Raw genomic sequence first — 24,865 nt, 5'->3', positions numbered from 1 at the left:
GAAGAAGCCGGTACACCGCCTGCCCCGGGGGGTCGCGATCGCGCTGAGATGGGTGTAGGCAGAAGTTGCGTCGAGACCGACGGTGTGGAGGTGTCGGGTGGGCACAGCTGAGCTACCGGGCCGAGATCCGGAGACCCGGGTCTCAGTACTTCGCGAGGACGCGCGCACGCGGATCGTCCGGCTGTTCCTCCCTGATCGCACCGTCGTCTGCAAACAGCCGCTCGGGCCGGACGCGCCGGGACGGCTGCGGCACGAGAAGGCGGTGCTGGAACAGCTCCGCGGGGTCCCGGGCGTGGCGCAGCTGGCGGACGCGCCGCAGTACGCGGGGGCGATCGTGCTGGCGGACGTCGGCGGCACGAACCTGTCAGGACTGTCGAAGCCGCTTCCCGTCGATGTCCTGGTCGGCGTCGCACTGGGGCTGGCCAGAGCCGTCGCGGCCATGCACCGCCGCGGAGTGCTGCACCGGGAAATCACCCCCGCGAACATCGTGATCTCCCGCGACGGTGCTCCGTACCTGGTGGACTTCACGTTGGCCACCTCGCTCGCCGACGCCGGCCGGCCGTTCTCCGATCGCAGCGAGATCGTCGGGACTCTCGCGTATCTCGCGCCCGAGCAGACCGGGCGGACCGGCCGTTCCGTCGACCAGCGGGCCGACCTGTACTCGCTGGGTGCGACGCTCTACGAACTGGCGACGGGGGCACCGCCGTTCGGCTCCGGCGATCCGCTTCGCCTCACCCACGACCACCTGGCGCAGGTCCCGGTGCCGCCGGACGAGGTGAATCCGGCTTTGCCGGCGGCCCTGCCCGAGATCATCCTTCATCTGCTCGAGAAGGAGCCGGACAGCCGGTACCAGACCGCGGAGGGCGTGGTCCACGACCTGGAGCGGCTGCGGGACGCCCGTGCGGGACCGGTCCGGGTCGGTGAACACGACTTCCCGCTCCGGCTGGTCGCGCCACCGAGACTGGTCGGGCGCGAAGCCGAGGTGGCCGTGCTCCACGCGGCGCTCGAGGACGCGCTGACGGGCCGGTGCCAGGGAGTCATGATCAACGGCGCGGCGGGGGTGGGCAAGACGGCGTTGGTCGACGAGCTGCGCCCGGCCGTGACGAGCCGGGGCGGCTGGTTCGTGGCGGGCAAGTTCGACCAGTACCGGAGGGATCTGGAGTTCGACGGGGTGCACCAGGTGTTCCGGGCGTTGGGAAGGCTGCTGCTGGCCGAGCCGGAGAGCGGGCTGACCGAGGTCCGGCAACGCATCTTCGCCGCGGCCGGCCCGAATGTGGGCCTGCTGACCGCGGTGGTGCCGGAGTTCGCCGCGCTGCTGAAGGTGCCGCCCGATCCCGGCGATCCGCTCACCGCGCAATCGCGGGCTCAGCACAACAGCGTCCAGATCCTGCGGGCGATCGCGTCGCCGGAACGACCGGTGGTGCTACTCCTCGACGACCTGCAATGGGCCGGGCGAGGCCCGCTCGGGTTCGTCGACCTCCTGCTCGACGAGGAGCCGATCGCCGGCCTGCTGCTGGTGGGCGTGCGCCGCGACGACGACGTGGCTTCGGCAGAGCAACCGGCAGGATCGGAAGACCGAGCCGGTGTGCGGTACCTGTGGCTGGGCAACCTGCCCGTCCCGAGTCTGGTCGCCATGGTCGCCGAGATGCTGCACGCCGACGAGGTCGCGGCGGCGGGCCTGGTCGAGGTGATCGAGCCGCGCACGTCCGGCAACCCGTACGAAACCGTGCAGCTGCTCAACGCGCTGGGCCGCCACGGTGTTTTCACCGCGAACGCCTCGGGGTGGCGGTGGGATCCGGCGCGGCTGCGAGCCCGGCTGGGTCCGTCGGAGGTCGGCGACCTGCTGGCGGCGCGGATCGAGGCCGTGCCGCCGCGGTCCCGGCGGCTGGTGGAGGCGATGGCCTGCCTGGGCGGGCAGGTCGAGGTCTCGGTGCTGCGGACTGCCACGGGCGAGCCGGACGGCGGGGTGGAGCGGCACTTGGCGCCGGCGCTGGACGAGGGACTTCTCGCACTGGAGAGCGGTGCCCACGGCGCGGTGCGGTTCCGCCACGACCGCGTCCGCGAGGCGATCCTGTCCACGCTCGATCGGGAGCGGCGCCGGGTTCTGCACCTGGCCATGGCGCGACGGCTGGCCGGGGTGCCTGACCTGTTCGCGGCCGCCGCCGACCAGTACCTGCCGGTGATCGACGCGGTCGACGATGCCGCGGAGCGCCGCCAGGTGACGAAGCTGCTGCGGCGCGGCGCCGACCAGGCCGCGTTGACGGGTGACGATGTGCAGGTGAACGCGCTCCTCTCGGCGGCGTTGCGGCTGGTCGACCCCGCCGAGATCGCCGTGGTGGTCGAGCTGCGCACTGCTCGCCAGGCGGCTCTGTTCGGTTCGGGGCGCTTGGCAGAGGCCGACGCGGAGTACCGGGTGATCGAGCGGCTCGGCGAGAGGATGCCGGACCGCGCGGGCCCGACGGCGGTCCAGGTGCGCGGCCTCACGCACCAAACCCGGTTCGCGGAGGCGATCGCGCTGAGCCTGGAGTCGCTGCGGGAGTGCGGCGTCGTCGTACCTTCGGGGGATCGGCTCCCCGCCGAAGTCGACCAGCGGTTCGAGCGCCTGTACCGGTGGGCGGCCGACAGCGACCCAGCGGATGACCTGGCCCGGCCGGACCTTGCCGACGCCACCGCGCTGGCCGTGACCCGCTTGATCGACGCGGCCCTGCCGGCCGCGTACTTCGTCGCCGACCCGGCCTTGATCGCCTGGCTGGGTCTGGAAGCCTTCCGGATCTGGATCGAGCACGGTCCCGGCCCGAGCGTGATCGGCCCGGCAAGCCACGCCGCCTACCACGCGGGGGCGCAGCGCGGTGCCTACGAGGCCGGATACCGCGCGTTGCAGCGGATCGTGGCGCTGGGCGAGGCCCGCGGCTACGAGCCCGGCACCTCGCAGGCACGGCACATGTTCTCCGCTCTCAGCGGCTGGTTCGAGCCGATCGAGAACGGCGCCCGCGCGGCGCAGGAGGCCAGGACGGGGCTGATCGCGGGCGGTGACCTGGCCTACGCCGGTTACACCTACCAGCTCTCGGTGCCGTACCTGGCGGAGTGCGCGCCGTCCCTGGAGAATTTCGTCGCCGAGGTCGACCGGGGGTTCGCCTTCCTGCGACGGACCGGCAACGAGCAGACCGGCCAATGGCTCGACAGCTACCGGTGGCTGGCCGACGTGCTGCGCGGCGAGAGTCCAGCCTCGAGCGCCGACCCGATCCCCCTCGACCGTTTCGCCGACAATCCGCTGGCGCTGTTCTACGCGCACCTGTGTCACGCGCTCGCGGCTGCCTGCTTCGGTGATCCAGTTCGCCTGGCAGAACACAGTGCGGCAGCCATGGCCCTTCTCCCGGCCGCCGCCGGCTTCTACTCCACCGCCGTGGCCCGCTTGCTGCGCGGGCTCGCCCTGGCCGACCAGGCCCGCGCGGCCACTGCCGACGAGCGCGGAGCTCCACTGTCCGAATTGGACGAGGTGATGCGGTGGCTGGCCGCGCGGGTCAGGGACGCACCGGAAAACTTCCTCCACCTGGTGCGGTTGCTCGAGGCCGAGCGGGCCTGGGCGGTCGACGACTTCCGCGGTGCCGTGCGGGCGTTCGACGCCGCGCGGCGCGAGGTCGTCCAGCGTCAGCGCCCCTGGCACCGAGCCCTGATCGCCGAGCGCGCGGCGCGCTTCCACCTGGCGCACGACATCGACCACACCGGCTTCGACCTGCTCGCACAGGCCCGCGACGACTACGCCGCCTGGGGCGCGACCGCGAAGGTGGCGCAGCTCGACTGGGCGTACCCGGCTCTGCGATCAGGAGCCGGCGCGACGGCCGGTCTCGAGGAGGCCCGACCGGCGGGTGCCGTCCGCCAGCGCTCAACGGTCACCACGGGCACCCTCGACCTGCTCGGCGTCCTGTCCGCGTCGCGGGCGCTGAGCTCCGAGACGAGCATCGAACGCCTGCATTCGCGGGTCGTCGACGTGCTCAGAGCGATGACCGGTGCCACCGTCGTCCGCCTCGTGCTGTGGAGCGACGACCGGCGGGACTGGCTCCTGCCCGCCTCCGCTCCCCCGAACACAGCGACAGGCGCCGATCATGACCACGCGGTGCCGATGTCCGTGCTGCGCTACATCCGCCGGACCGAGGCACCACTCGTCGTCGACGACGTCACCCGCGACGACCGCTTCGCCCACGACCCGTGCTTCGCGGGCCTCACGCGCTGCTCCTTCCTCGCCGTGCCCGTCCTCAGCCGCGGCGCCCCGCGGGCGGCGCTGCTGCTGGAAAACCGGCTGATCGGCGGCGCGTTCACCGCCGAGCGGCTCGACGCCGTCAAGCTCATCGCGGGCCAGCTCGCCGTCTCCCTCGACAACGCCCAGCTGTACGCCCAGCTCACCGCGTCGCGGGCGCGGATCGTCACGGCAGCCGACCAGGCACGCCGGCGCATCGAACGAGACCTGCACGACGGCGCTCAGCAACGGCTGGTCTCTCTCGCGCTACGGCTGCGCGCGGCACAGGCGCAGGTGCCACCGGAACTCACCGAACTCGCCGCCGATCTCGGCGACCTCGCCGCCGAAGCCACCAGCCAGCTGGACGAGCTGCGCGAGATCGCGCGCGGTATCCACCCGGGGATCCTCGACACGGGAGGACTCCAAGCGGCCGTGCGCACGCTCGGCCGCCGCTCGCCCATCCCGGTCGAGGTCGACCAGCAGCCGGGACTGTCGCTCCCCAAGCACGTCGAGGTCAGCGCCTACTTCGTCGTCGCGGAGGCGCTGACCAACGCGGCCAAGCACTCACGAGCATCTTCCGCCTCGGTGACCATTCATCTCGACGCCGCGAAGGCCCTCTTGCACGTCACGGTCCTCGATGACGGAGTCGGTGGCGCCGACTTCACCCGGGGCACCGGGTTGCTCGGCCTCAAAGACCGGGTCGAAGCGATCGGCGGCCGGATCGTCCTCCAGAGCCCGCCCGGAGCCGGAACCAGCCTCCACGCGGAACTTCCGCTCGCCGACCCCAGCCGATCCTCCGCGCTGGACCGTTGAGGCGTGGTCGCGGGCCAGGCGTTCGGCGAGGCGGCGCAGCAACGGCCCCGCGTTCGTCATGCAGCGCGCCGGGTCCGGTTCGAGGTCGGTGAGGGCGTGGACGGCGGTGAAGCCGGCCGCGCGCCACTCGGCCGGGGACAGCAGGCAGCGGCCCGCCACGGCAACCGTCGGGACGCCGGCGCCCGTGGCCGCACGCAGGACGCCGACGGGGGCCTTGCCGTGCAAGGACTGCGTGTCCAGGGAGCCCTCGCCGGTGATGACGAGGCGGGCGTCGCGGACCGCGATGGAGAAGCCCAGGAGGTCGAGCAGCAAGGAAATACCCGGCCGCAGGCGAGCGCCCAACGCCGCCAGCGCCGCGAAGCCCACCCCGCCCGCCGCGCCGGCGCCCGCGGCCGAGGCGGACGAAGGACCCAGCACCGAAGCCCAGTGGCGCAACCCGGCTTCCAGCACGGCAACATCCTCAGGGCTCGCACCCTTCTGCGGCCCATACACCGCCGCCGCACCCGAAGGACCCAGCAGCGGGTTGTCCACGTCGCAAGCCAGGTCGATGTCCACAGCAGACACACCGGACAAGTCCACAGCAGACACCGAAGCCAACCCGATACCGCCGAGAGGCACCGCGGCGCCGGAAGAATCCAGCACCCGCGCCCCCAATGCCGTCAGCATCCCGGCACCACCATCCGTGCACGCACTCCCGCCGACGCCCAGCACGATCCGCGCCGCCCCGGCCGCCCGCGCCGCCGCGATCAGCTCACCTGTGCCATAACTCGACGCAGTCAGCGGCGCAGGCAGCCCACCCGGCAACCGCTGCAAACCGGAAGCCTCGGCCAGCTCCACCACGGCAACGTCACCCCGCAGCGCGAAGAACGCCGTGATCCGCCGACCCGTCGGCCCGGACACGCGCACCGGCACCCGGCGGAACCCGGCGGCGACGGCGGCGGCCACCGTGCCGTCACCGCCGTCCGCCACCGGGAGCTCGACCACCGGCTCGTCGCGGGACACCGCACGCAAGCCGGCAGCGACCGCCGAAGCGACCTGCGCCGCCGTGAGCGAGCCCTTGAACTTGTCGGGCGCGACCAGCACTGTCATGACTGAGACCGGAACGACCGCCAGTCACCGATCTCGGTGATGTCGCGCAGCTGCACGTGGGACGTCTGCGGCCGGCGCAGCAGCATCGCGAACGCCGAGCTCCCGTCCGCCAGCTCGATCACGCCCAGCTCCAGCTCGGGCGGTTCCGCCGGCAGTACCCGGTCCCGCAGCGCGTCCAGGGACACCTCGTACACCTCGCCCGCAACCGCACCGCCGCCGTGGGCGACCGGGACCAAAGCCGGGCACTGGCCACCCACGGAGTAGAAGCGGTACTTCGGCGCGGTGGTCGTCGACGCGACGAGAGGGGCGCCGTCGAGCAGGTGGTGCAGCGGTTCGCCGCGCATGGCGCCGCCGTTGAGGAACATCAGGGTCACAGCAGTTCCTTTCCTTCGAGCTACCACAGCTACAAGATCGCCTTGACGACGTCGATTCCGAAGTAGACGGTGAACACCAGCGCCAGCACCGTGAGGATCCAGCCGGCCTCGCGCCACTTACCCTTGCACGTCTTGATGAGCACGAACGCGATCAGGCCCGCGCCCACACCGTTGGTGATGGAGTACGTGAACGGGATCAGCGCGACGGTGAGGAACACCGGGATCGTGTAATCACTGTCCTGCCACGGGATGTTGCGGCACTGCGCCACCATCATCCCGCCGATCACCACGAGCGCCGGCGCCGCGGCCTGCGCGGGGACGATGCCCGCGATCGGCGTGAACAGCAGCGTCGCGGCGAACAGCGCGCCGGTGACCACGCTCGCGAGCCCGGTCCGCGCGCCCTCCCCCACGCCGGCCGCCGACTCGAGGAACACGGTGTTGGGCGAGGAACCCGAGAGCCCGCCGGCGATCGCGCCCGCGCCGTCGACGAACAGGATCCGGCCCATCCGCGGCACGCGGCCGTCCTTCGACAGCCCGGCTTCGGCCGACACGCTGGTGATCGTGCCCATCGCGTCGAAGAAGCCGGACAGCACGAGAGTGAACAGGAAGATCGTGGCGGTCAGCGCACCCGCTGAAGCGAAGCCGCCGAACAGGTCGATGTGGCCCAGCAGCCCGAAATCGGGTACCGCCACCACGTGGCTCGGCAGCGTCGGGGTGGTCAGACCCCAGTTTCCCACATGGAATCCGTCGTGCAGCACCACGGCGAGCACGGTGGACACCGCGATGCTGATCAGCACCGCGCCCGGGACTTTGCGCGACATCAGCACCGTCATCAGCAGCAGGCCGAAGCAGAACACCGCGATCGGCCAGCCGTCGAGGTGCCCGTCGAAACCGAGCCGAACGGGCACAGTGGACTCGGCCGAGTCCGGCGTACGCGTGACGAACCCGGCGCTGACCAGGCCGACGAGCGCGATGTAGAGCCCGATGCCGACCGTGATCGCCATCTTGAGCGGCGCGGGGATCGCGTTCATGATCCGTTCCCGGATCCCGCTCACGGCCATCAGCACGATGCAGACGCCTTCGAGCACCACGAGCCCGAAGGCCTGGGGCCACGTCATCGCCGGCGCCATCTGGAACGCGACGATGCCGTTGATCCCGAGACCCGCAGCCAGCGCGAGCGGCGCGTTGCCGACGAGTCCCATGAGGATGGTCATCACCGCGGCCGCCAGCGCGGTGGCCGTGGTGACCTGGGCGGCGCTGAGCTTCGCGCCGGTGATGTCGGCGGAAGCGCCGAGGATGAGCGGGTTGAGCAGCACGATGTAGGCCATCGCGACGAACGTGGTGATGCCGCCGCGCACCTCGCGGCCCACGGTCGTGCGGCGGGCGGTGATGTCGAACAGTCTGTCCGCAATGGACTTGCGGGCCGGTCCTGGAGCCGGGGTCACAGCGTCGTCGATGTGGACCTGGGTCATGCGTCCTCCCCTTGCCGGTGGGTGTGCTCGGCCGCGCCCCGCATTCGGACGGGGCGGGCAAGCCGGACGAATTTGCGTTTTTGTGGTGCTCCGGTCAGCACCGGGATGTGCCCGGGTACGGGCTTCCGGTGTCGGGCGTGTCTGTATCGGGCCTGTCTGTATTGGGCCTGTCTGTATTGGGAACTGCGGGGCCGGACCGGGGAGAACCGCCGGCCCCGAGTGCCTAGTAGTCGACGCGGTCGGGCCGGTCCAGCCAGGCGTCGAACGGTGCGAAGCCGTCCTTGAGGGACAGCCGGGAAACGGGTACTTCCCAGGTTTCGCGGGGCTTGTCGAACAGTTCGTAAAACGCGCGGTCGTCGAAACCGGCCTTGGCCGCGTCGTGGCGGTCGGCCGCGTAGACCACGCCGTCCACCCGCGCCCACAGCGCGGACGAAAGGCACATCGGGCACGGTTCGCAGGAGGACACGAGCACGCAGCCGGTGAGCTTGAACGTGCCGAGCGCCTGGCAGGCCGCGCGGATGGCGACCACCTCGGCGTGGGCCGTGGGGTCGAGCGAGGGGGTGACGCGGTTGACACCCGTCGCGATGATGTCACGGCCCTTGGCGACGAGCGCGCCGAACGGGCCGCCGCCGTCGGCGACGTTGCGGGTCGCGATGCGCACGCTCTCGAGGAGCCATTCACGCTCGAGGTCGGCGTCGAGGGAGAGGGTCATTTCGCTTGCGCTCCAGACAGTTCCAGTGAGTCGGCTCAGGTTCCGGTGATGTGCTCGGGCCGGATCGGGACGCGGGGCAGTTCGAGGCCGGTCGCCGCGCGTATGGCGTTGGCGACCGCCGGCGTCGAGGAGATCGTGGGCGGCTCTCCGACGCCGCGCACGCCGTAGGGCGCGTGCGGGTCGGGCCGCTCCAGCACGTCGATACGCATCGGCGGCATGTCCAGCACGGTCGGGATGAGGTAGTCGGTGAACGACGGGTTGCGCACCTTTCCGTCCAGCACCTGGATCTCCTCCATCACGGCCAGGCCGAGACCCTGCGCGGACCCGCCTTGGATCTGGCCGAGCACCGCGTCGGGGTTCATCGCCTTGCCCACGTCCTGCGCGCAGTCGAGCTGCACGACCTTGACCAGGCCCAGCTCCACGTCGACGTCCACCACCGCGCGGTGCGCGGAGAAACCGTACTGCACGTGGGCGTCGCCCTGGCCGGTCTCCGGGTCGAGCGGGTAGGTCCTGCGGTGGTGGAACTCCCGGGTCTCCTCGACAATCTCGTCGCCGAGTAGGTCCACAAGGGGCGTGACGACCTCACCGTCGCCGGCCACGATCTTGCCGCCCGCCAGCGACATCCCTTTCGCATCACGGCCCAGCCGGCGTTCGGCCAGTGCATAGACCGCGTCGGCCACCGCACGGCACGCATTGCGCACGGCACCACCGGTCACGTAGGTCTGCCGCGACGCCGAGCTCGAACCCGCGTCGCCGACGCTCGTGTCGGCCGGGTGCACGGTCACCCGCGGCACGCCCAGCTCGGTGCGCGCGATCTGCTGCTGCAACGTGACGAGCCCCTGGCCCACCTCGGCCGCGGCCGTGTGCACCATCGCCACCGGCTCGCCGCCGATCACCTGCAGCCGCACGCGGGCGGTCGAGTAGTCGTCGAGGCCTTCGGCGTAGGAGATGTTCTTGATGGTCACGCCGTAACCGACCCCGCGCACCACGCCTTCGCCGTGGGTCACATTGGACGCTCCGCCGGGCAGGTCGCGGATGTCCGCGTTCTCACCACGTTCCGGCGGCAACGGCATGTCCTTCAGCCGCTGGATCAGCTCGGCCACGGGAGCCGGGAAATCGACGAGCTGGCCGGTGACGTTGGTGGAGCCCTCGCTCATCGCGTTGCGGATCCGCAGGTCGGCGGGGTCCATGCCGAGCGCCGTGGCGAGTTTGTCCATTTGGGACTCGTACGCGTACGTCGGCTGCACCGCGCCGAGGCCGCGCATGGCGCCGCACGTCGGGTTGTTGCTGTACACGCCCCAGCCCTCGATCTTCGCGTTCGGCACGTTGTACGGGCCGACGCTCAGCGTCGTGCCGTTGCCGACCACCACCGGTGTCTTCGACGCGTAGGCGCCACCGTCGAAGTACAGCCGGGCGCGCACGTAGACCAGATCGCCCTCGCGTGTGGCGCCGTGTTCGTAGTACATCTTCGCCGGGTGCCGGTGTACGTGGCCGAAGAAGGACTCCTCGCGGTTGTAGACCATCTTCACGGGCCGGCCGGTGCGCAGCGCGAGCAGGCACGAGTGGATCTGCATCGACAGGTCCTCGCGCCCGCCGAACGCGCCACCGACGCCGCTGAGTGTGAGCCGCACCTTCTCCAGCGGCAGGCCCAGTGCCCGCGCAGTCTGCTTCTGGTCCACGTGCAGCCACTGCGTGGCGAGGTAGAGGTCCACGCCGCCGTCGTCGTCGGGCACGGCAAGGCCGGACTCCGGGCCGAGGAAAGCCTGGTCCTGCATGCCGATCTCGTAGACGCCGGACACGACCACGTCGGCCTTCGCGGCCGGGTCACCCTTCACGATGCGTTGGTAGCGCACGAGATTTCCGCCAGGGTGCAGCTTCGGCAGGGTCTCGTCGTGGGCCGCGCGCTCGGGATCGGTGACCGGTTCGAGCACCTCGTACTCGACCACGATGTGCTTGAGCGCCTGCCGCGCGATCTCCGGGTGGTCGGCCGCGAGGATCGCCACCGGCTCGCCCTGGTAGCGCACGCGGTCCTCGGCCAGCGCCGGCGTGTCCTGGTACTTGAGGCCGTAGAGGTTCTCGCCGGGCACGTCCTCGTGCGTCAGCACCGCGTGGACGCCAGGCTGCGCCAACGCCCGGGAGACGTCGAGGCGCACGATTCGCGCGTGCGGGTGCGGGCTGCGCAGCGTGGCGCCCCACAGCATGTCCTCGTGCCACAGGTCCGAGGAGTACGCGAACTCGCCGCGCACCTTGAGCGTGCCGTCGGGTCGCAGCGGGCTCGTGCCGATGCCGCCGGTGACGGTGTCGGCCAGCTCCTGCGGTGAGCGGGCCGGGGCCGGGCGCGTCATGCGTGCTCCTTCCGCGCGGCCGCGAGCCGGACCGCGTCGAGGATCTTCTCGTACCCGGTGCAGCGGCACAGGTTCCCGGCCAGGGCCTCACGAATCTCGGCGTCGCTCGGGTTTTCGGTGCGCGCCACGAGATCGTGGGCGGTCACCAGGAGCCCGGGTGTGCAGAAGCCACATTGGACGGCGCCGCATTCGACAAAGGACTCCTGGATCGGGTCCAGGTTCTCACCGTCGGCGAGACCTTCCACCGTGCGCACCTCGCGGCCCTCGGCCTGCCCGGCCGCGACCAGGCAGGCGCACGCCGGCACGCCGTCGAGGTACACCGTGCACGAGCCGCACTCGCCCTGCTCGCACGCGTTCTTCGAGCCGGCGAGGCCGAGCCGTTCGCGCAGCACGTAGAGCAGGCTTTCGCCTTCCCAGACGTTGTCCGTCTGGCGCTGCTCGCCGTTGACGATCACGTTCACACGCATTCCGTGCGCCTCCCTCCGCAGTATTCGGTCCAGGCCCAGCCGAGCGTCCGCCGCGCCAGCACCGACAGCGCATGGCGGCGGTAGTCGGCGCTGCCGCGCACGTCGTCGATGGGCGCGGCCGCAGCGGCCACCAGCTCACCGAAGCGGCGTTTCACCGAGTCGGCGAGCGCACGCGGCCGGTCCCACTGGTCGTCGGCCGCCAGCTCGCCCGCGAGGAACTCCTCGGCGTCGAACGCGCGGCGCGGTGTCGGGGCGGCCGAGCCGACGCCCGTGCCCACGCGGCGTTCGGCCGGGTGCACCGCGAGGCCGAAGGCGCAGACCGCGATCACCATCGCGTTGCGGGTCCCCACCTTGCTGAACTGCTGCGGCCCGCTCGCCGGTGCCAAGTGGACGGCCGTGATCAGTTCGTCGGGTTCGAGCACATTTCGCTTCACACCAACGTAGAAGTCCTTCGCCGCCACGCGCCGGGTGCCGCGGGTGGACGCGATCTCCACCTCCGCGTCGGCCGCGAGCAGCGCCGGGTGCGAGTCACCCGCGGGCGACGCCGCGCCGAGGTTTCCGCCGACGCTGCCGCGGTTGCGGATCTGCGGCGAGCCGACCGTGCGGGCCGCCATCGCCAGTCCCGGCAGCCGGTCGCCCAGCTCCGCGATGATCCGCGTGTACGGCGTCGCGGCCGCGATCCGGATGCGGCCTTCCTCGACGTCGTAGCCGTAAAGCTCGCTGACGCGGTTGAGGTCGAGCAGCGCCGACGGGCGGCGGTGGTCGAAGTTGATCTCCACCATCACATCGGTGCCGCCCGCGATCGGTACGGCGTCGGGGTGCGCCGCCTTGGCCTCGAGGGCCTCGGCGAGCGTGGTCGGGCGCAGGAACTCCACTTCGGCCTCCGTCTCAGGACCAGGCCGGTCCGGCGGGCGGCGCGTCGTCGCGCAGCACGGTGCCCTCGATCAGCCCGTACGGCCGGTCTGTGGCGTGGAAGACCTCACCGGGGTTGTCGAGGCCGAACGGCGACAGGTCGGTGAGGAAGTGGTGCTTGTTCGGCAGCGCCAGGCGCACCTCCACGATCTCTGGCACCGTCTCGAGCACGCGCGAACCCATCGCGTAGAGCGTCTGCTGCAGCGACTGGCTGTGCGTTCCACCGAAGGCGTCGAGCAGCGAGGCCAGGGCCGTGTCGTACGCACCGGCCCAGTCAACGTCTTCGCCGGAGAAGCGCCAGCTCGCGTTGACGGCCGTGGCGAGGATGCGGTCCTTGGTCTCCGGCAGCGTCGTGTAGCCGTCGCGTGGGAAGCCCCAGAACTCCGAGCCGGTGGTGTTGAGCACCGTGAGGTCCTCGACGCCGCCGAGCACCCAGGCCTGCGCGCCGTCGTAGTGCACGGTCGTGGTGCGCGTGCCGCCGCCCGAGCGCGCGAACGAGTGGTGGGCCGGCTGCCCGCCGACCGTGAGCCGCTGCCACGGGTACGACTCCACGTGGACGCGGGCGCCGTGGATGCTCTCCTGCGTGGTGACGAAGTGGCGCGCGAGGCGCAGCGCGTAGTCCTCGATCTCGCCGACGCCGTCGCGGGCGAACGCGAACACCGTGTTCTTCTGCGTGTCGGTGGCCAGCACCTTGTCGTTGGCGCCGGTGAGGTGAGTGTCGCTCATGTCGCCGGACAGCGAAACGCTGACGTTGAGGTCGGTGATCCGGTGCTCGTCGCCGTCGCGGTCGACGCGCACGACCCGGTTCTCCGCCTTTCCGTAGCGGTTGTCGCCCAGAACGATCGCCATGGTGTTCCTTCCCTTCGCTCGTCGGTCAGTAGACACGCCGTGACGTGGCGCGGACCACGGCAGATCCACCGAAACCGGGTGGGCGTCGAGGGTGGTTTTTCGTAGGTTCCTCCAAACGACGGCGGCCCTGGCGTGTGCGCTACTTGAGCCTGGAAGGAGGTGCCGCGTGCGGCTGGGTGCGCTGCTGGACACGCCGGAGCTCGGGCTGACCCTGCTCACCGGCGAGTCGGCGCTGGACCGCGAGTTCGGACGCGTCTTCCAGGCGACACTGCAGGACCCGACGCGGTACCTCAGCGGCGGGGAGATCGTGCTGTGCGGCATGCGCTGGCTGCCCGGGCCGTCCGAGGCCGAGGAGTTCGTGGGCGTGCTGGCGGCGGCGGGCGTGGTCGCGCTGGGTGCCGGGACGGCGGAGGTGGGCGGGCCCGTGCCCGAGCACCTCGTGGAGTCGTGCCGGCGGGTCGGGCTGCCGCTGTTCGAGGTCCCGCTGTCGGTGTCCTTCGCGACGGTGACCGAGCGCGTGATCCTCGGCCTGGCCGCCGAACGTTCCGCCCCCGCGCACGACTCGCACCGGCGGCTGGTCGCGGCCGTGACCAGCGGTGATGGCCTTCCCGCGCTCGTTTCCGCGGGCGCTTCCGAATTGGGCGTGGACTGCTGGGTGCTGAGCGCGACCGGCCGGCTGATCGCCGGCACGGGTTCGCCGCCTTCCGATGCGCGCCGGGCCGCCTTGGCGCGCCGGTTCCTCCGCGCGGAACGCCTCCCGTTGACCGTCCCCGGCGACGACGGTCCCGTCACGCTGCTGGCCGCCGCCAGCCGCTCGGGCCACCGCGTGGCGAGCTGGTTCCTGGTGGCCTCCGGCGACATCGGACGGTGGGCTGTTTCCCGGCGCGAACTCGCTCTGGAGCTGGCTCCGATGATCGGGCTGGAGCGTTCCCGCGTCGACGAGGCCAAGCGCATCGAGAACCGGGCGGCCGAGCCGCTGTTGCGGTTGGCCCTCTCCGACGACGCTTCCCCGGCTTCGTTGTCCGCGCGGCTCGCGGCGCTGGACTTCCCACCTTCGGCGCACGTCGTGACCCTCTCCGCCGCAGTCGACGGCGGCGGCCCAGGCCTCACCCAGGTGCTGGTGGAGGAGCTGCTCGCTTCGGCCCCCGCCCCCACGCTGGTGGCCACCGTCGACGGCGAGACCTTCGGGTTGTTCCCGGCTCACGACCGCCTGGGCCGCCTCGCCGAGACCCTGCGCGAGTCCGTCCGCGCGGTCGAACCCGCCCTCGGCTCCGCCCGCCTGTCCGTCGGCCTCAGCCGCGCGCCCGACGCGGCCGGCCTGCGCTCCGGCCTCCAGGAGGCGCGCCACGCCCGCACGCTGGCCGCCCTTTCGCCGGGCCGCGCGGCCGTGCTGGCGGGTGACGAGGTGGCCTCCCACCTGCTGCTGCTGGCCGCCGTCCCCGACGACCTGCGCCGCTCCTTCGGCGAGAAGGTGCTGGGGCCGGTGCTGGCGTACGACGCCGCCCACGGCTCGGAGCTTCTCCCGACCCTGAAGGCTTTCCTCGAGCACTCCGGCTCCTGGACCCAGACCTCGGGCACGCTGCACCTGCACGTGAACACCCTGCGGTACCGGATCTCGCGCGTCTCGGAGCTGACCGGCCGCGATCTGGGCCGTTTCGCGGACCGGGTGGATCTCTACCTGGCGGGGTGTTTCACGCAGGACTGGGGTTGGTCGTGATCAGCACTTCCCGCTCCCAGACGCCCTGCGTGTGCAGGCGCCAGTAGTGCTCGGCGACGACGTCCGGGTCGAACGCCGTGCCCTTCTCCACGGTGCCGCCGACAGTGACCGTGGCGAAGTGCAGCGTGGGGTACTGCTCGGCGAACAGCGCCGTCACCGTGCGGAGGCCGGCCTTGCCCAGCGAGAGGCTGGTGTAGGCGGCTTTAGGCTCGGGCATCCCGCCGGTGGTGAGGAACGTCCCGTGGCCGCGCTCGGCCATCCGCGGCGCGAGGTGCGCCGCGGCGAGGTAGGCGCCGAGGACGTTGACGCGCCACAGCCTGAGGTGCTCTTCGGCGCCGAGCTCCCCCGGCGCGTCCCTGCGGATGACGGCGGCGTTGTAGACCACGACGTCGGGCAGTCCTTGGTCTTCGATCACCGCGTCGAGCGCCTGGCGCAGGGACTCCTCTTCTCCGACGTCGGCCACGTGGGTCACGGCGTCGACCCCGAGGTCCTTGGGCTGCCGCGCAACGGCCGCCACACCGAACCCCTCCCGCGCGAACCGCCGCGCGACCGCCGCCCCGATCCCCGGCCCCGCCCCGATCACGACGATTCCTGCCATGAGTCGACGGTAGCGCCGTGAAGCTCAGGCCTCGTCGATTTCCACCACGCTCGGCCGCCGCCCGGACGCGATGAACTCGTGCAGCCCGCGCCGCACGGTCGCCATCGGAACCACGACACTCGCCGGTACCCCGCTTCACGCCGGCGACCGACACCTGAACCATCGGCGGCACGACGTGCCCAGCCGTCTCCGCCACGATGCGATCAACGAGTTCATCCAGCTCGGCGACGGTGGGCACGCGGATGGCGACGTTGTCGTCGCCGCCGTTCGGCGTCCGGTCGTACCAGATGTCGAGCACTACCACTGATCGACTCCCAACTCGACGGGATCAAGCTCGCCGGGACTCGCCCGCATCTTCGCATCGGACAAAGCCGGCCGGCTGCCCTCTGAAGATGCGGGTTTCCGGCCTGCAGTGCCCTGCATGCTCAGGGTCAGGGCGCCGTGCCATGGCGGAGAGTTTGACCGGCCTGTTCGACGCGGCCGGCCGGCAGCTTGCCGAGCTCGACACTCACCCTTGCGTACGACGTCCTCGACCTGCACGCGCGTGACGTGGACGACCAAAACTCAACTCACCGACCAGTTGGTTGGTAACCTCACCGGATGGCGCGCGACGCGGAACAGACCAAGCAGCGGCTGCTCGAAGCCGCGATCAGCGAGTTCGCCGCATACGGGATCGCGGGGGCGCGGGTGGACCGGGTGGCCGCGGCGGCGGGGTGCAACAAGGCGATGATCTACTCGTACTTCGGCAGCAAGGAGGGGCTGTTCGACGCCGCGTTCGATGAGCGGACGGCGGCGTTCTTCGAGGCGGTGCCGTTCGACGCCGGGGATCTCGCGGGGTACACCGGGCGGGCGTTCGACTACTTCGACGAGCATCCCGAGACGTTGCGGCTCTCGACGTGGTACCGGCTCGAGCGGTCGGAGGCCGAGCACCTCGCGGCCATCACCGAGGTCAACGACGTCCGACTGCGGGAAATCGGGCGGGCGCAACGCGAAGGCGAGATCTCCGGGCACTTTTCGCCCGTGCAGCTGCTCGTGCTGATCCAAGCGCTTTCCGCGGCGTGGCACAGCACCAACCCGGAACTGGGGCCGCACCTGCCGAGCGCCCGCGCAGGGAGGCGGCGGACGCTCGTCGAAGCGGTTCAGGGATTGCTTGCACTGAAATAGCCAGCGGGGCTTTTCCCGCGAATTAACGAAAAAACAACGGTGCCGGCCAGAACGAGAGACGCCGAGGCCGAGAGCGCCAGTAAGAACCAAGGCGCGGCGAAGGGCGGAATTCCCGCGAAGGCCTCGACGCCGATCACCGCGGTGAGCACGGCGTCGGCGGCCACGGCGAGCCAGACGACGCGCAGGCGAGCCCGCTCGGGCAACGCGGTGAAGCGCAGCAGCCACGCGAGCCCGGGCAGTACGAGGATCGCGTGCATCGCCACGGCGTGCAGTGGTTTCAGCGAACCGGCGGTCGTGTAGGCCAGCTCAGGGGACCCGCCGCGTGCCTCGACGACACCGCGGGCGATCATCACCGCGCCGGTGGCGAGGGCGACCATCAGCACCAGCAGGCCGAAGCGCACGGCGACCAGCATGCTCGGCGCCATGCTGCCCGGCGAACGGAAAGCCGCAGCCGTGAAGCCCAAACCCGTCACCACGATCACGCCGCCGCCGGCCGCGAGCGACATCGACACCACCGTGTCGAAGCCGGTCTCGAAGTTGAAGTGCGACGGGACCCTTCGCCACGCCTGCATGGTCACGAGCACGACCTCCGCCACGCACGCCACGACGAACGCGCCGAGCAACCCGGCCCGGGCCCGCGGCCGCAGCACGACGTACGACGTCGCCCACGCCACCGACGCCAGCGTGAGACCGAACGACAACCCGAACGTGACCGCCTTGCGCAGCGACACCGGCCCGAGCCACGTGCCGCCGCTGGCCAGCAGCACCACCGCGTTCACGACGCCGCTCGCGAAGAGCACCGCCCCCACCACGTACGCGACGCGTTCCACGCGCCTGCCGTCCCGCCAGATGCGGCTCACGGCGTCCATCACCGGCTGAGTCATGACGTCAGTTTGGTGCTGTGACAACGTTTCGTCGTCCGCTCGGTGTCGACACCCGCGTACGCAGATTTACGTACACCGTCCATTGGGAAAACGCGAAAAAAGAGCACGTAAAGAACACATTGCAATTCCGGGATAACGCGTGGGCGCCGCCACTCGGCAGGAGGATGCGACTGCCGTGAGTGAGTTCTACTCTGAAGACATGTACATAGCCTTGCTCGCCTACACGGCGCCTCGAAACGAAGTCGACTACGCACTGGCAGAACACGCGGAGTGGTTGCGCACGCACTTCTCCCGCGGATTGTTCCTGGTTTCCGGAAAAGGGGACACCGAGCACGACCAGGTCATCCTCACCCGCCCCTGCGTGCGCGGCAAGCTGGACGCCGTGCTCGCCACCGACCCGCTCGTGGTCCAGCGCCTCGCGCACTACACCGTGATCGAATTCTCCGCCACTCGCACCTCCCACGAATTCCACGCCATCAACGAGGCACTCGCCTCCTGAAGTCGCCGGCCCGGGAGCAGGTGGCCTTCGGCGGTGTTGCCCGCCACCTGCCCGCCGTATCACCGTCGTGCGCTCGCCTATGATCGCGGGAACCGACGTTCCGGTACGGGAGAAGCCATGCACACGCCCGACCTCGTCTTCCGAGGCCGCCGCCTCACCAGCGATCGCGCGCTGGTGATGGCCATCATCAACCGCACCCCCGATTCGTTCTACGACAACGGTGCGACCTACCTCGAGACCCGCGCGCAGGACGCCATCCGCCGCGCGTGCGCCGAGGGCGCGGACCTCATCGACATCGGCGGCGTGCCGGCCGGCAAGGGCCCCGAGGTCACCACGGCGGAGGAGATCGCCCGCGTGGTGCCGACCGTCGAATGGGCGCGCGAGACGTTCCCGGACCTCGTGATCAGCGTCGACACCTACCGCGCCGCGGTCGCGGACGCCGTCTGCCGCGCCGGCGCCGACATTGTGAACGACAACTGGGCGGCCTTCGAGCCCGAGATCCTGGACGTCGCGGCCGAGCACGGCGCGGGGTACATCTGCTCCCACACCAACGGCCTCACGCCGCGCACCGAAGCCGCGAAGCCGCAGTACGACGACGTGGTCGGCGCCGTGATCGACGGCACCACCGAGCTCGCGAAGCGCGCGCTGGAGCGCGGGGTGCCGCGCGAAGGGATCATGATCGACCCCTGCATCGACTTCGGCAAGAACTCCTACCAGTCGCTGGAGCTGATGCGGCACACGCAGGCGCTCGTGGACACGGGCTGGCCGGTGCTGATGGCGCTGTCGAACAAGGACGTGATCGGCGAGACGCTCGACGTGCCCGTCGGCGAGCGCGTGATCGGCACGCTCGCGGCCACGGCCGTCGCGGCGCTGCACGGGGCCGCGATGTTCCGCGCCCACCAGGTCGTGGAGACGCGGCAGGTGGCGGAGATGGTGGCCAGCATCGTGGGCACGCGCCCGCCCGCGCACGTGGTGCGGTCGGTCTGATGCGCGAGATCTTCCCGGGCGCGCGCGACCTGGCCGAGGCCGACCTGGAGGCGCTCTACGCGTACCCGGCGCCCGGCAAGTGGCTCGCGGTGAACTTCGTGTCGAGCGCCGACGGTGCCGTCACCGTCGAGGGCCGCTCGGCGTCGCTGTCCACGCCCGCCGACCGCGTGATCTATCGGCTGGGCAACGACCTCGCCGACGTCGTGCTGGTCGGCGCGGGTACCGCCCTGCTCGAGGGCTTCAAGGGCATACGCCCCGACGAGCACTCCGCCGACCGGCGCCGCCGCCACGGCCTCGCGCCGATCCCGCCGGTCGCCGTGGTCACCGGCGGCGGCTCGCTGCGCGCGGACGCCCCGGTGATCACGAACGCCTTGGTGCCCACCATCGTCATCACCCACGCCGGCACCGACCCCGACCTACGCGCCGCCTGGACCGCCGCGGGCGCCGACGTGCTCGTGGCCGGCACGGACGCCGTCGACCTCCGCTCCGCCGTCTCGGCCCTCGTCTCCCGCGGCCTCACCCGCATCGACTGCGAGGGCGGCCCGCGCCTCTTCGCGTCCCTCCTGGCCGCCGACGCCGTCGACGAGCTCCGCCTGACGATCTCCCCCTTCCTCATCGCGGGCCTCGCCCCGCGCGCGGCTTTCGGCGACACCATCGACCCCGCGCGGCTCCAGCTGGCCTCGGTCCTGGAGGACGACGGGACGTTGATGCTGCGGTACCTGCTGCACTGACTCAGTCCACAGTGGATCGTCGACTTCACGCCAACAGCTCGAAATCCGCCTTCCCCAACGAAGTTCCGTTCACCTGGATCTCCAGCGCGTGCGCGCCCGGGTGGTAGACGCGGGTGGTGATGACGCGGAAGGAGTGGGTGCGGTCCAGGAGCAGCTCCGCGCCCGGGTCGAGGACGCGGGTGGTGAGCTTGAAGACCTTCGGTGTGGTGGTGCCGTTGGCTTTGCGGTGGTGCACGACGTAGTCGACGACCAGGTTCATCGGCGTGTCGCCCGTGTTGCGCAGCGTGCCGGTGAAGCCCAGTTCGGCGCCGATGGTCACCGAAGGCGCCGAGAGCACGAGACCGTCGAAGGTGATGCCGGACGGTGGCGCGAAGCCGAGCAGCGCCAACGCACCCGGGTCGCCTTGTTTGATCAGGGTGCGCAGGCCGTGTCGGACGAGTTGCGCAGTCTGTTTGTCACCGGAAGCACCCACCCAGCGGCCGGCCGCGGCCACCGCCGCCTCGGGACGCGCGCGGCTCAGATCGTTGAGGTGGTTGGCAACCGAACGCCGCACGTACGCCGAAGAGTCGCGGTGCAGCGCGTCGAGGATCGGCGCCGTGACGCCCGGCCGGGCGGTGATCGCCCCCACCCGGCGCGCCCACGGCAGCAGCGGCCGCGTGCCCTCCGAGGCCAGGCGGCGGACGTGCTCCGACGGGTCGGAAGTCCAGGTCAGCACCTTCGGCAACGCCCGGTCGAGATCCGCGTCGAGCAGCGGCCGGATGGCGAACTCCGCCGTGAGCCGCGGGGTCAAGGCGGCGAGCAGATCCAACGCGGCGTCGAACGCGACCGGCCCGCCGTCCGCCAGAGCCCGCGCCGAAGCCGCCTCCGAGACGGGCCAGATCATCCAGCCGGAGAACGATTCGTCGGCCAACGCCCGCTCCACGACGTCCGACAGCTCGCGGTAGCCGCCCGGCAGGTCGGCCAACAGTGCGTCGCGCACCGCGTCCGTGCGTTGCCGCAGCCCGAGCCCACCCAGGCGGACCCGGCGGAGCTCCCCGAACGCGACGCCGGGCGCGGCTGCCTTCATCGACGCGAGCAGCCCCCTGACGACCGCGTCGTTGAGCATCTCGTCAGCCAGCGGCATCCGCTTCTCCCCTCCATCAAGCGCTACATTCGTTACATGCCCATCCAGAACACCAGCGCCAAGGACCGGCTGCTCCTGGCAGCAGCCCAGCTCCTCGACGCGGCGGCCGGCGGACCGGTCTCGACCCGCGCGATCTGCGAGCGGGCCGGCGTGCAGGCGCCGACGCTGTACCACCACTTCGGCAGCAAGCAGGGACTGCTCGACACGGTGGTCAACTTCGGCTTCACCCAGTATGTGGAGAGCACCGACAAAAACCGCGCGGACGCCGATCCGGTCGAGCAGATCCGCGAGGGCTGGGACCGCCACGTGGACTACGGCCTGACCCACCCCGCCTTCTACGTGCTGCTCTACGGCCAGATCCAGCCCGGCGTCCCCTGCACCCTCACCTCCAGCGCCGAGGCGATGCTGCTGGAGCTGCTCACGCACGCCGCCCGCCAGGGCCGCCTGCGCGTGACCCCCGCCGAGGCCGCGCGGCAGATCGCGGCCGCCAACTCCGGCGTCACGCTCAGCCTCATCGCCCAGCCCGAAGACGCGCGCGACCTGGCGATGTCCCACCAGGTCCGCGACGCGCTGCTCGCCAAGCTGATCACCGACGAGCCCGCCGACGCGCCGTCGACAGTCGGCGCGCTGGCCGTCGCCCTCGCGACGGCGCTGGACGGGAAGAGCGAGCAGCTCACCCCGGTCGAGCAGACCATGCTGCGCGAGTGGCTGGACCGCCTCGCCTCCTAAGGCGACCCAGGTCACCTGGGCGACCTCATTTCACCCGAGTCGTGTCCAGCGGCGCCGGAGTTGGCCCGATGGATGCGGCAGGCCAGGGGCCGTGAACGAGGTGTTCCGCCTGATTAGGCGGTGAAACGGTCAGGCCGTGGCTGGATCGGCGGCTTTGGCCGCCCGCTCGATTTCCGCCCGCCGACGCTCCCAGAAGGCTGCATCCTGCCCCCGCCGGGCCATGCTTGCCGCATCCATCTCGACTTCGCCGTCCAACTGTTCGCGCAGGATGTCGGCGTGCCCGGCGTGCCGGCTGGTCTCCGTGAGCATGTGGACCAGGACGTTGAACAGCATCACGTCAGGACGTGGCCACCAGGGCACGTAGCCGGGCGAGTCGCCCCGACTCGCAACGACCTCTGCTGCCTGAACGTCCGCAAGGTTCAGGCCGGGTGGGGGACATCGAGGCCAGATCTATTGACCGCGGGCCAGATCCACTGACAAGGCTGGACCGCCTCGCTTCCTAACGTCGATACATTTGCTACAGTCCTCTACATAACAAATATAGAGGAGGATCCGGCATGCCAGCAGCACTCGGCCGGTACGGCGCGTGGATGAGCCCCGCCACCGACGACAAGACCCGCAAGAAAGTGGCCGTGGAAGCCGAAAAACTGGGCTACGCCACGGTGTGGTTCGGCATCGGCGCGAGCTCCGTCGAGGATCTGGGCTACTTCGAGGAAGTCCTCGACGCCACTGACCGGATCACCGTCGCCACCGCGATCGTGAACATGTGGACCAACGACGCCGGTCGCATCGCCGCCGCCTACCACCGCCTCACCGAGCGGCACGGTGAGCGGTTCGTTCTCGGCGTCGGCGTCGGGCACCCGGAGTCGATCACGACGTACCAGAGTCCGTACCAGAAGATGGTCGCCTACCTGGACCAGCTCGACGCCGAAGGCGTGCCCGCCGAAGCCCGCGTGCTCGCGGCGCTGGGGGACCGTTCGCTCGAACTCGCCGCCACGCGGACGCGCGGCGCGCACCCGTACCTCGTCGTGCCGAAGCACACCGAGCACGCGCGGGCGGTCCTCGGCCCGAGCGCGCTGCTGGCGCCGGAGCACAAGGTCGTGGTGGACGACGATCCCGTGGCCGCCCGCGCGATCGGCCGTCCGTTCGTGCACAAGCCCTACCTCGGCCTGCGCAACTACGTGAACAACCTGCGCCGCCTCGGCTACACCGATGCCGACGTCTCCGGTGAGGGCAGCGACCGCCTCATCGACGACCTCGTCCTCCACGGCACGCCCGCCGCGATCCACGGCCGGCTGGCCCAACACCTGAACGCCGGCGCCGACCACGTCGGGGTCCACGTGCTGGGGCCCGACCCGTTGACGGGCTACCGCCGGCTCGCCGAAGTGCTTTTGTGAGCGAACTGCTGCACGGCCTCGTCGGCCTTGTCGAACGCCGCCCGCGCCGCCGAGAGGTCCTCGGCCGCGCGGGCGGCTCGGGTTTCCGCGTCCGCCAGGCGTTCGCGTAGCTCGGCCAGGCGAGCGTCGGCCAGTTCGGCGATGCGTTCGGTGCGGACCAGGGTTCGTGAGGCTTCGGCTCGTTCGCGCGTGGCGGCGGAAGCCTTGCGCTGCCACTCTTCGCGGGCGACGCGTTCCCGTTCGCGGTCCGCATGGTCCTTTTCGGACTTCTCGCGCGCGGCCTTCTCGTCGGCCTGCTTGCGGCGGGTGTTTTCCTTGGCCGGCGCGGTTTTCCGCTCCGGAGCGGGCTTCTTCTTCCGTGGACCCGAAGCAGCGGGCAACGACAGCCACTGGTCCACATCCTGGTGCGCCACCGACGTCAGCCGCCCCGCCAGCACGAGCCGCGCGACGTCCGGGTCCGCCACGACCGTCTCCAGCGTCTCCTCCACCTCACGCGCGACGGAGTCGCTCAGGTCCGGCGCGTCGCGCAGGACCCCGCGCACCAGCTCGGCCCGCCGCTGCGCCAGCTCCCGCAGCTGCTCGCCGGCGAGGCTCGCGTGCGCGGCACGCAGCCGGTCGCCCAGCTCGGCCAGCTCCTCGAGCGCCGAGGAACCGTCGCGAGCCAGCCGGTTGACGAAGAAGGCCGCGGTCGTCGGCTTGCGCAGTGCCTGGATGCGGCGCGCGAGCTCGGCGTCGCCCGCTTGTTTGGCCGCACGGGCCGCGGCTGAGCGCGACGCGACGAAGTCCGCGGGCTCGCCCGCGTAGAGGTCATCGGCGACGGTGTCGAAATCCGGTGCTGCCACCGCACCACGGAACCACACCGGTAGTCCGAACGCGACGTATCACGTACGGTGGACGCCTCGGCAAAGCCGAAAGCCGCAGGTCAAGCGAGACAGGTCCAGGGACGGTGCCCATGACGCCATCGGGCAGGCTCGCGCTGACGGCCAGCCCCCTGGTCGCCGGCGCGCTGCAGGCGCTCCAGCGCGTGACCGGGCTGCCGGTCGCGATGGGCGGGCCCGTGTCGGCGGGGTCGAGGACGCTCGTGATCGACCAGCTGCGCGGCACGGCCACGGGCTCGCTGCAGCACCTGCGCGTCGACACCGGCGCCGGGCTGGGCGGCAAGGCCGTGGCGCTCGGGCGGCCGTCGACGGTCATCGACTATCTCAACGCGCAGGGCATCACCCACAAGTACGACCGAGCCGTTGCGCCGGAGCAGCTGCGGGCGATGGTCGCGCTGCCGGTGCGCGTGGGCGCGTCGACGCGCGCGGTGCTGTACGCGGCGACGCGCGATTCGATCACCTTCGGCGACCGGATCCTGCGCGCGGCGAGCGCGGTCGTCGCACGGCTGGAGCGCGACATCGAGGTGGAGGAGGAAGTCCGGCGCCGGGTGGCGACACCGCCGCCGGGTGAGCGCCACGACCTGCACGCCGAGCTCCTCGCGATCGCCGGTTCGATGCACGACGACGAGGCCCGCGCGCGGCTGCTCGAAGTGTGCGAACGCCTGCGTCCGGCCGAGGCACCGCCGGGGATCACGCTGTCGCCGCGCGAGCTCGACGTGCTGCGGCTCGTGCGCGAGGGCTGCACCAACGACGAGATCTCCGAGCGGCTCGGGCTGCTGCCCAACACGGTCAAGTCGTACCTCAAGCACGCCATGCGCAAGCTCGACGTCAGCAACCGGATCCAGGCGGTGAACCGGGCCCGCGCGGCCGGCCTGTTCGGCTGAGCACCCC

20 protein-coding genes and 4 pseudogenes are annotated in these 24,865 nt (G+C 71.1%); 9 read left to right on the top strand and 15 right to left on the bottom strand.

Annotation, left to right across the window (positions count from 1 at the left end; genetic code table 11):
• The first annotated feature begins 82 nt into the window (after window positions 1-82).
• Complete coding sequence (locus AB0H62_RS33610; RefSeq protein WP_360590558.1) at window positions 83-5,047, top strand: AAA family ATPase; 4,965 nt, start codon at window positions 83-85, stop codon at window positions 5,045-5,047.
• Here AB0H62_RS33610 and AB0H62_RS33605 read toward each other — a convergent pair.
• The 8 genes and pseudogenes from AB0H62_RS33605 to pucL form a co-directional block, all read right to left on the bottom strand.
• Window positions 5,045-6,136, bottom strand: a pseudogene (locus AB0H62_RS33605) (glycerate kinase); the annotation flags it as partial. The gene AB0H62_RS33610 and the pseudogene AB0H62_RS33605 overlap by 3 nt on opposite strands.
• Window positions 6,133-6,510, bottom strand: a complete 378-nt coding sequence (locus AB0H62_RS33600; RefSeq protein ID WP_220243636.1) for a gamma-glutamylcyclotransferase — start codon at window positions 6,508-6,510, stop codon at window positions 6,133-6,135. The gene AB0H62_RS33600 and the pseudogene AB0H62_RS33605, both read right to left, overlap by 4 nt.
• Before the next feature lie 29 nt (window positions 6,511-6,539).
• Window positions 6,540-7,982: an NCS2 family permease gene (locus AB0H62_RS33595; protein ID WP_360590556.1), complete on the bottom strand. Its 1,443-nt coding sequence runs from the start codon at window positions 7,980-7,982 to the stop codon at window positions 6,540-6,542.
• Between the two features lie 223 nt (window positions 7,983-8,205).
• The gene (locus AB0H62_RS33590; protein WP_220243638.1) at window positions 8,206-8,694 is read right to left on the bottom strand and encodes a nucleoside deaminase; all 489 of its coding nucleotides are present in this window, start codon (window positions 8,692-8,694) and stop codon (window positions 8,206-8,208) included.
• 35 nt (window positions 8,695-8,729) lie between these two features.
• Window positions 8,730-11,039 (bottom strand): xanthine dehydrogenase subunit D, encoded by a 2,310-nt coding sequence (pucD, locus tag AB0H62_RS33585; protein ID WP_220243639.1) that lies wholly within the window; start codon window positions 11,037-11,039, stop codon window positions 8,730-8,732.
• Entirely contained in the window at window positions 11,036-11,506 is a 471-nt protein-coding gene (locus AB0H62_RS33580) for a (2Fe-2S)-binding protein (RefSeq protein WP_220243640.1), read from the bottom strand. Before AB0H62_RS33580 ends, pucD begins: the two co-directional genes overlap by 4 nt.
• The gene (locus AB0H62_RS33575) at window positions 11,497-12,381 is read right to left on the bottom strand and encodes an FAD binding domain-containing protein (protein ID WP_354872196.1); all 885 of its coding nucleotides are present in this window, start codon (window positions 12,379-12,381) and stop codon (window positions 11,497-11,499) included. The genes AB0H62_RS33580 and AB0H62_RS33575 overlap by 10 nt, the downstream gene beginning before the upstream one ends.
• Window positions 12,382-12,394: 13 nt before the next feature.
• The gene (pucL, locus tag AB0H62_RS33570; protein ID WP_360590553.1) at window positions 12,395-13,267 is read right to left on the bottom strand and encodes a factor-independent urate hydroxylase; all 873 of its coding nucleotides are present in this window, start codon (window positions 13,265-13,267) and stop codon (window positions 12,395-12,397) included.
• Between the two features lie 166 nt (window positions 13,268-13,433).
• Here pucL and AB0H62_RS33565 point away from each other — a divergent pair, with 166 nt between their 5' ends.
• Complete coding sequence (locus AB0H62_RS33565) at window positions 13,434-14,984, top strand: helix-turn-helix domain-containing protein (RefSeq protein ID WP_360590551.1); 1,551 nt, start codon at window positions 13,434-13,436, stop codon at window positions 14,982-14,984.
• Here the strand turns inward: AB0H62_RS33565 and AB0H62_RS33560 are convergent.
• The 3 genes and pseudogenes from AB0H62_RS33560 to AB0H62_RS33550 form a co-directional block, all read right to left on the bottom strand.
• Window positions 14,959-15,582 (bottom strand): SDR family NAD(P)-dependent oxidoreductase, encoded by a 624-nt coding sequence (locus tag AB0H62_RS33560; RefSeq protein WP_220243644.1) that lies wholly within the window; start codon window positions 15,580-15,582, stop codon window positions 14,959-14,961. The two genes, AB0H62_RS33565 and AB0H62_RS33560, sit on opposite strands and share 26 nt — an antisense overlap.
• Window positions 15,583-15,606: 24 nt before the next feature.
• Window positions 15,607-15,702, bottom strand: a pseudogene (locus AB0H62_RS33555) (Imm1 family immunity protein); the annotation flags it as partial.
• A gap of 25 nt (window positions 15,703-15,727) precedes the next feature.
• Window positions 15,728-15,820: pseudogene (locus tag AB0H62_RS33550) on the bottom strand (hypothetical protein); the annotation flags it as partial.
• A gap of 362 nt (window positions 15,821-16,182) precedes the next feature.
• Between AB0H62_RS33550 and AB0H62_RS33545 the strand changes: the two are divergent.
• Window positions 16,183-16,746 (top strand): TetR family transcriptional regulator, encoded by a 564-nt coding sequence (locus AB0H62_RS33545; RefSeq protein WP_220243646.1) that lies wholly within the window; start codon window positions 16,183-16,185, stop codon window positions 16,744-16,746.
• Here the strand turns inward: AB0H62_RS33545 and AB0H62_RS33540 are convergent.
• On the bottom strand, window positions 16,722-17,615 hold the full coding sequence (locus tag AB0H62_RS33540; RefSeq protein ID WP_220247057.1) for a hypothetical protein: 894 nt from the start codon (window positions 17,613-17,615) through the stop codon (window positions 16,722-16,724). The two genes, AB0H62_RS33545 and AB0H62_RS33540, sit on opposite strands and share 25 nt — an antisense overlap.
• A 214-nt stretch (window positions 17,616-17,829) precedes the next feature.
• Between AB0H62_RS33540 and AB0H62_RS33535 the strand changes: the two genes are divergently transcribed.
• The 3 genes from AB0H62_RS33535 (at window position 17,830) to AB0H62_RS33525 (ending at window position 19,847) form a co-directional block, all read left to right on the top strand.
• Window positions 17,830-18,129 carry a hypothetical protein gene (locus AB0H62_RS33535; RefSeq protein WP_220243647.1) on the top strand — a complete coding sequence of 100 codons (300 nt, stop codon included), beginning with the start codon at window positions 17,830-17,832 and terminating at the stop codon, window positions 18,127-18,129.
• A 117-nt stretch (window positions 18,130-18,246) separates the two neighbouring features.
• Entirely contained in the window at window positions 18,247-19,116 is an 870-nt protein-coding gene (gene folP, locus AB0H62_RS33530) for a dihydropteroate synthase (protein WP_220243648.1), read from the top strand.
• Entirely contained in the window at window positions 19,116-19,847 is a 732-nt protein-coding gene (locus AB0H62_RS33525) for a pyrimidine reductase family protein (RefSeq protein ID WP_220243649.1), read from the top strand. The genes folP and AB0H62_RS33525 overlap by 1 nt, the downstream gene beginning before the upstream one ends.
• A gap of 25 nt (window positions 19,848-19,872) precedes the next feature.
• On the opposite strand, the gene AB0H62_RS33520 is transcribed toward AB0H62_RS33525, so the two are convergent.
• Window positions 19,873-20,970, bottom strand: a complete 1,098-nt coding sequence (locus AB0H62_RS33520) for a DNA alkylation repair protein (protein WP_220243650.1) — start codon at window positions 20,968-20,970, stop codon at window positions 19,873-19,875.
• A 36-nt stretch (window positions 20,971-21,006) separates the two neighbouring features.
• On the opposite strand from AB0H62_RS33520, the gene AB0H62_RS33515 reads away from it, so the two are divergent.
• The gene (locus tag AB0H62_RS33515; protein ID WP_220243651.1) at window positions 21,007-21,699 is read left to right on the top strand and encodes a TetR/AcrR family transcriptional regulator; all 693 of its coding nucleotides are present in this window, start codon (window positions 21,007-21,009) and stop codon (window positions 21,697-21,699) included.
• A 129-nt stretch (window positions 21,700-21,828) separates the two neighbouring features.
• On the opposite strand, the pseudogene AB0H62_RS33510 reads toward AB0H62_RS33515, so the two are convergent.
• Window positions 21,829-22,074: pseudogene (locus AB0H62_RS33510) on the bottom strand (DUF664 domain-containing protein); the annotation flags it as partial.
• Between the two features lie 182 nt (window positions 22,075-22,256).
• Here AB0H62_RS33510 and AB0H62_RS33505 point away from each other — a divergent pair.
• Entirely contained in the window at window positions 22,257-23,096 is an 840-nt protein-coding gene (locus tag AB0H62_RS33505) for an LLM class F420-dependent oxidoreductase (RefSeq protein WP_220243652.1), read from the top strand.
• Here the strand turns inward: AB0H62_RS33505 and AB0H62_RS33500 are convergent.
• Window positions 23,066-23,938 (bottom strand): hypothetical protein, encoded by an 873-nt coding sequence (locus AB0H62_RS33500; RefSeq protein ID WP_220243653.1) that lies wholly within the window; start codon window positions 23,936-23,938, stop codon window positions 23,066-23,068. The genes AB0H62_RS33505 and AB0H62_RS33500 overlap by 31 nt on opposite strands.
• Before the next feature lie 110 nt (window positions 23,939-24,048).
• Between AB0H62_RS33500 and AB0H62_RS33495 the strand changes: the two genes are divergently transcribed.
• Window positions 24,049-24,858 (top strand): helix-turn-helix transcriptional regulator, encoded by an 810-nt coding sequence (locus AB0H62_RS33495; RefSeq protein WP_220243654.1) that lies wholly within the window; start codon window positions 24,049-24,051, stop codon window positions 24,856-24,858.
• Window positions 24,859-24,865: the final 7 nt, after the last annotated feature.

Origin of the sequence: Amycolatopsis sp. NPDC050768 (assembly GCF_040654155.1) — a bacterium.
GTDB lineage: Bacteria > Actinomycetota > Actinomycetes > Mycobacteriales > Pseudonocardiaceae > Amycolatopsis.
The sequence above is the reverse complement of the archived record's forward strand: the minus strand, read 5'-3'. Positions and strand labels throughout refer to the sequence as shown.

Excerpts from the sequence above, each read along its gene's own strand:
- AB0H62_RS33595 (WP_360590556.1), bottom strand. The coding sequence starts at position 7,982 with ATGACCCAGGTCCACATCGACGACGCTGTGACCCCGGCTCCAGGACCG.
- AB0H62_RS33525 (WP_220243649.1), top strand. The coding sequence starts at position 19,116 with ATGCGCGAGATCTTCCCGGGCGCGCGCGACCTGGCCGAGGCCGACCTG.
- AB0H62_RS33580 (WP_220243640.1), bottom strand. The coding sequence starts at position 11,506 with ATGCGTGTGAACGTGATCGTCAACGGCGAGCAGCGCCAGACGGACAAC.
- AB0H62_RS33560 (WP_220243644.1), bottom strand. The coding sequence starts at position 15,582 with ATGGCAGGAATCGTCGTGATCGGGGCGGGGCCGGGGATCGGGGCGGCG.
- AB0H62_RS33535 (WP_220243647.1), top strand. The coding sequence starts at position 17,830 with ATGTACATAGCCTTGCTCGCCTACACGGCGCCTCGAAACGAAGTCGAC.
- pucD (WP_220243639.1), bottom strand. The coding sequence starts at position 11,039 with ATGACGCGCCCGGCCCCGGCCCGCTCACCGCAGGAGCTGGCCGACACC.
- AB0H62_RS33505 (WP_220243652.1), top strand. The coding sequence starts at position 22,257 with ATGCCAGCAGCACTCGGCCGGTACGGCGCGTGGATGAGCCCCGCCACC.
- AB0H62_RS33520 (WP_220243650.1), bottom strand. The coding sequence starts at position 20,970 with ATGCCGCTGGCTGACGAGATGCTCAACGACGCGGTCGTCAGGGGGCTG.
- folP (WP_220243648.1), top strand. The coding sequence starts at position 18,247 with ATGCACACGCCCGACCTCGTCTTCCGAGGCCGCCGCCTCACCAGCGAT.
- AB0H62_RS33590 (WP_220243638.1), bottom strand. The coding sequence starts at position 8,694 with ATGACCCTCTCCCTCGACGCCGACCTCGAGCGTGAATGGCTCCTCGAG.
- AB0H62_RS33515 (WP_220243651.1), top strand. The coding sequence starts at position 21,007 with ATGCCCATCCAGAACACCAGCGCCAAGGACCGGCTGCTCCTGGCAGCA.
- AB0H62_RS33495 (WP_220243654.1), top strand. The coding sequence starts at position 24,049 with ATGACGCCATCGGGCAGGCTCGCGCTGACGGCCAGCCCCCTGGTCGCC.
- AB0H62_RS33545 (WP_220243646.1), top strand. The coding sequence starts at position 16,183 with ATGGCGCGCGACGCGGAACAGACCAAGCAGCGGCTGCTCGAAGCCGCG.
- pucL (WP_360590553.1), bottom strand. The coding sequence starts at position 13,267 with ATGGCGATCGTTCTGGGCGACAACCGCTACGGAAAGGCGGAGAACCGG.
- AB0H62_RS33540 (WP_220247057.1), bottom strand. The coding sequence starts at position 17,615 with ATGGACGCCGTGAGCCGCATCTGGCGGGACGGCAGGCGCGTGGAACGC.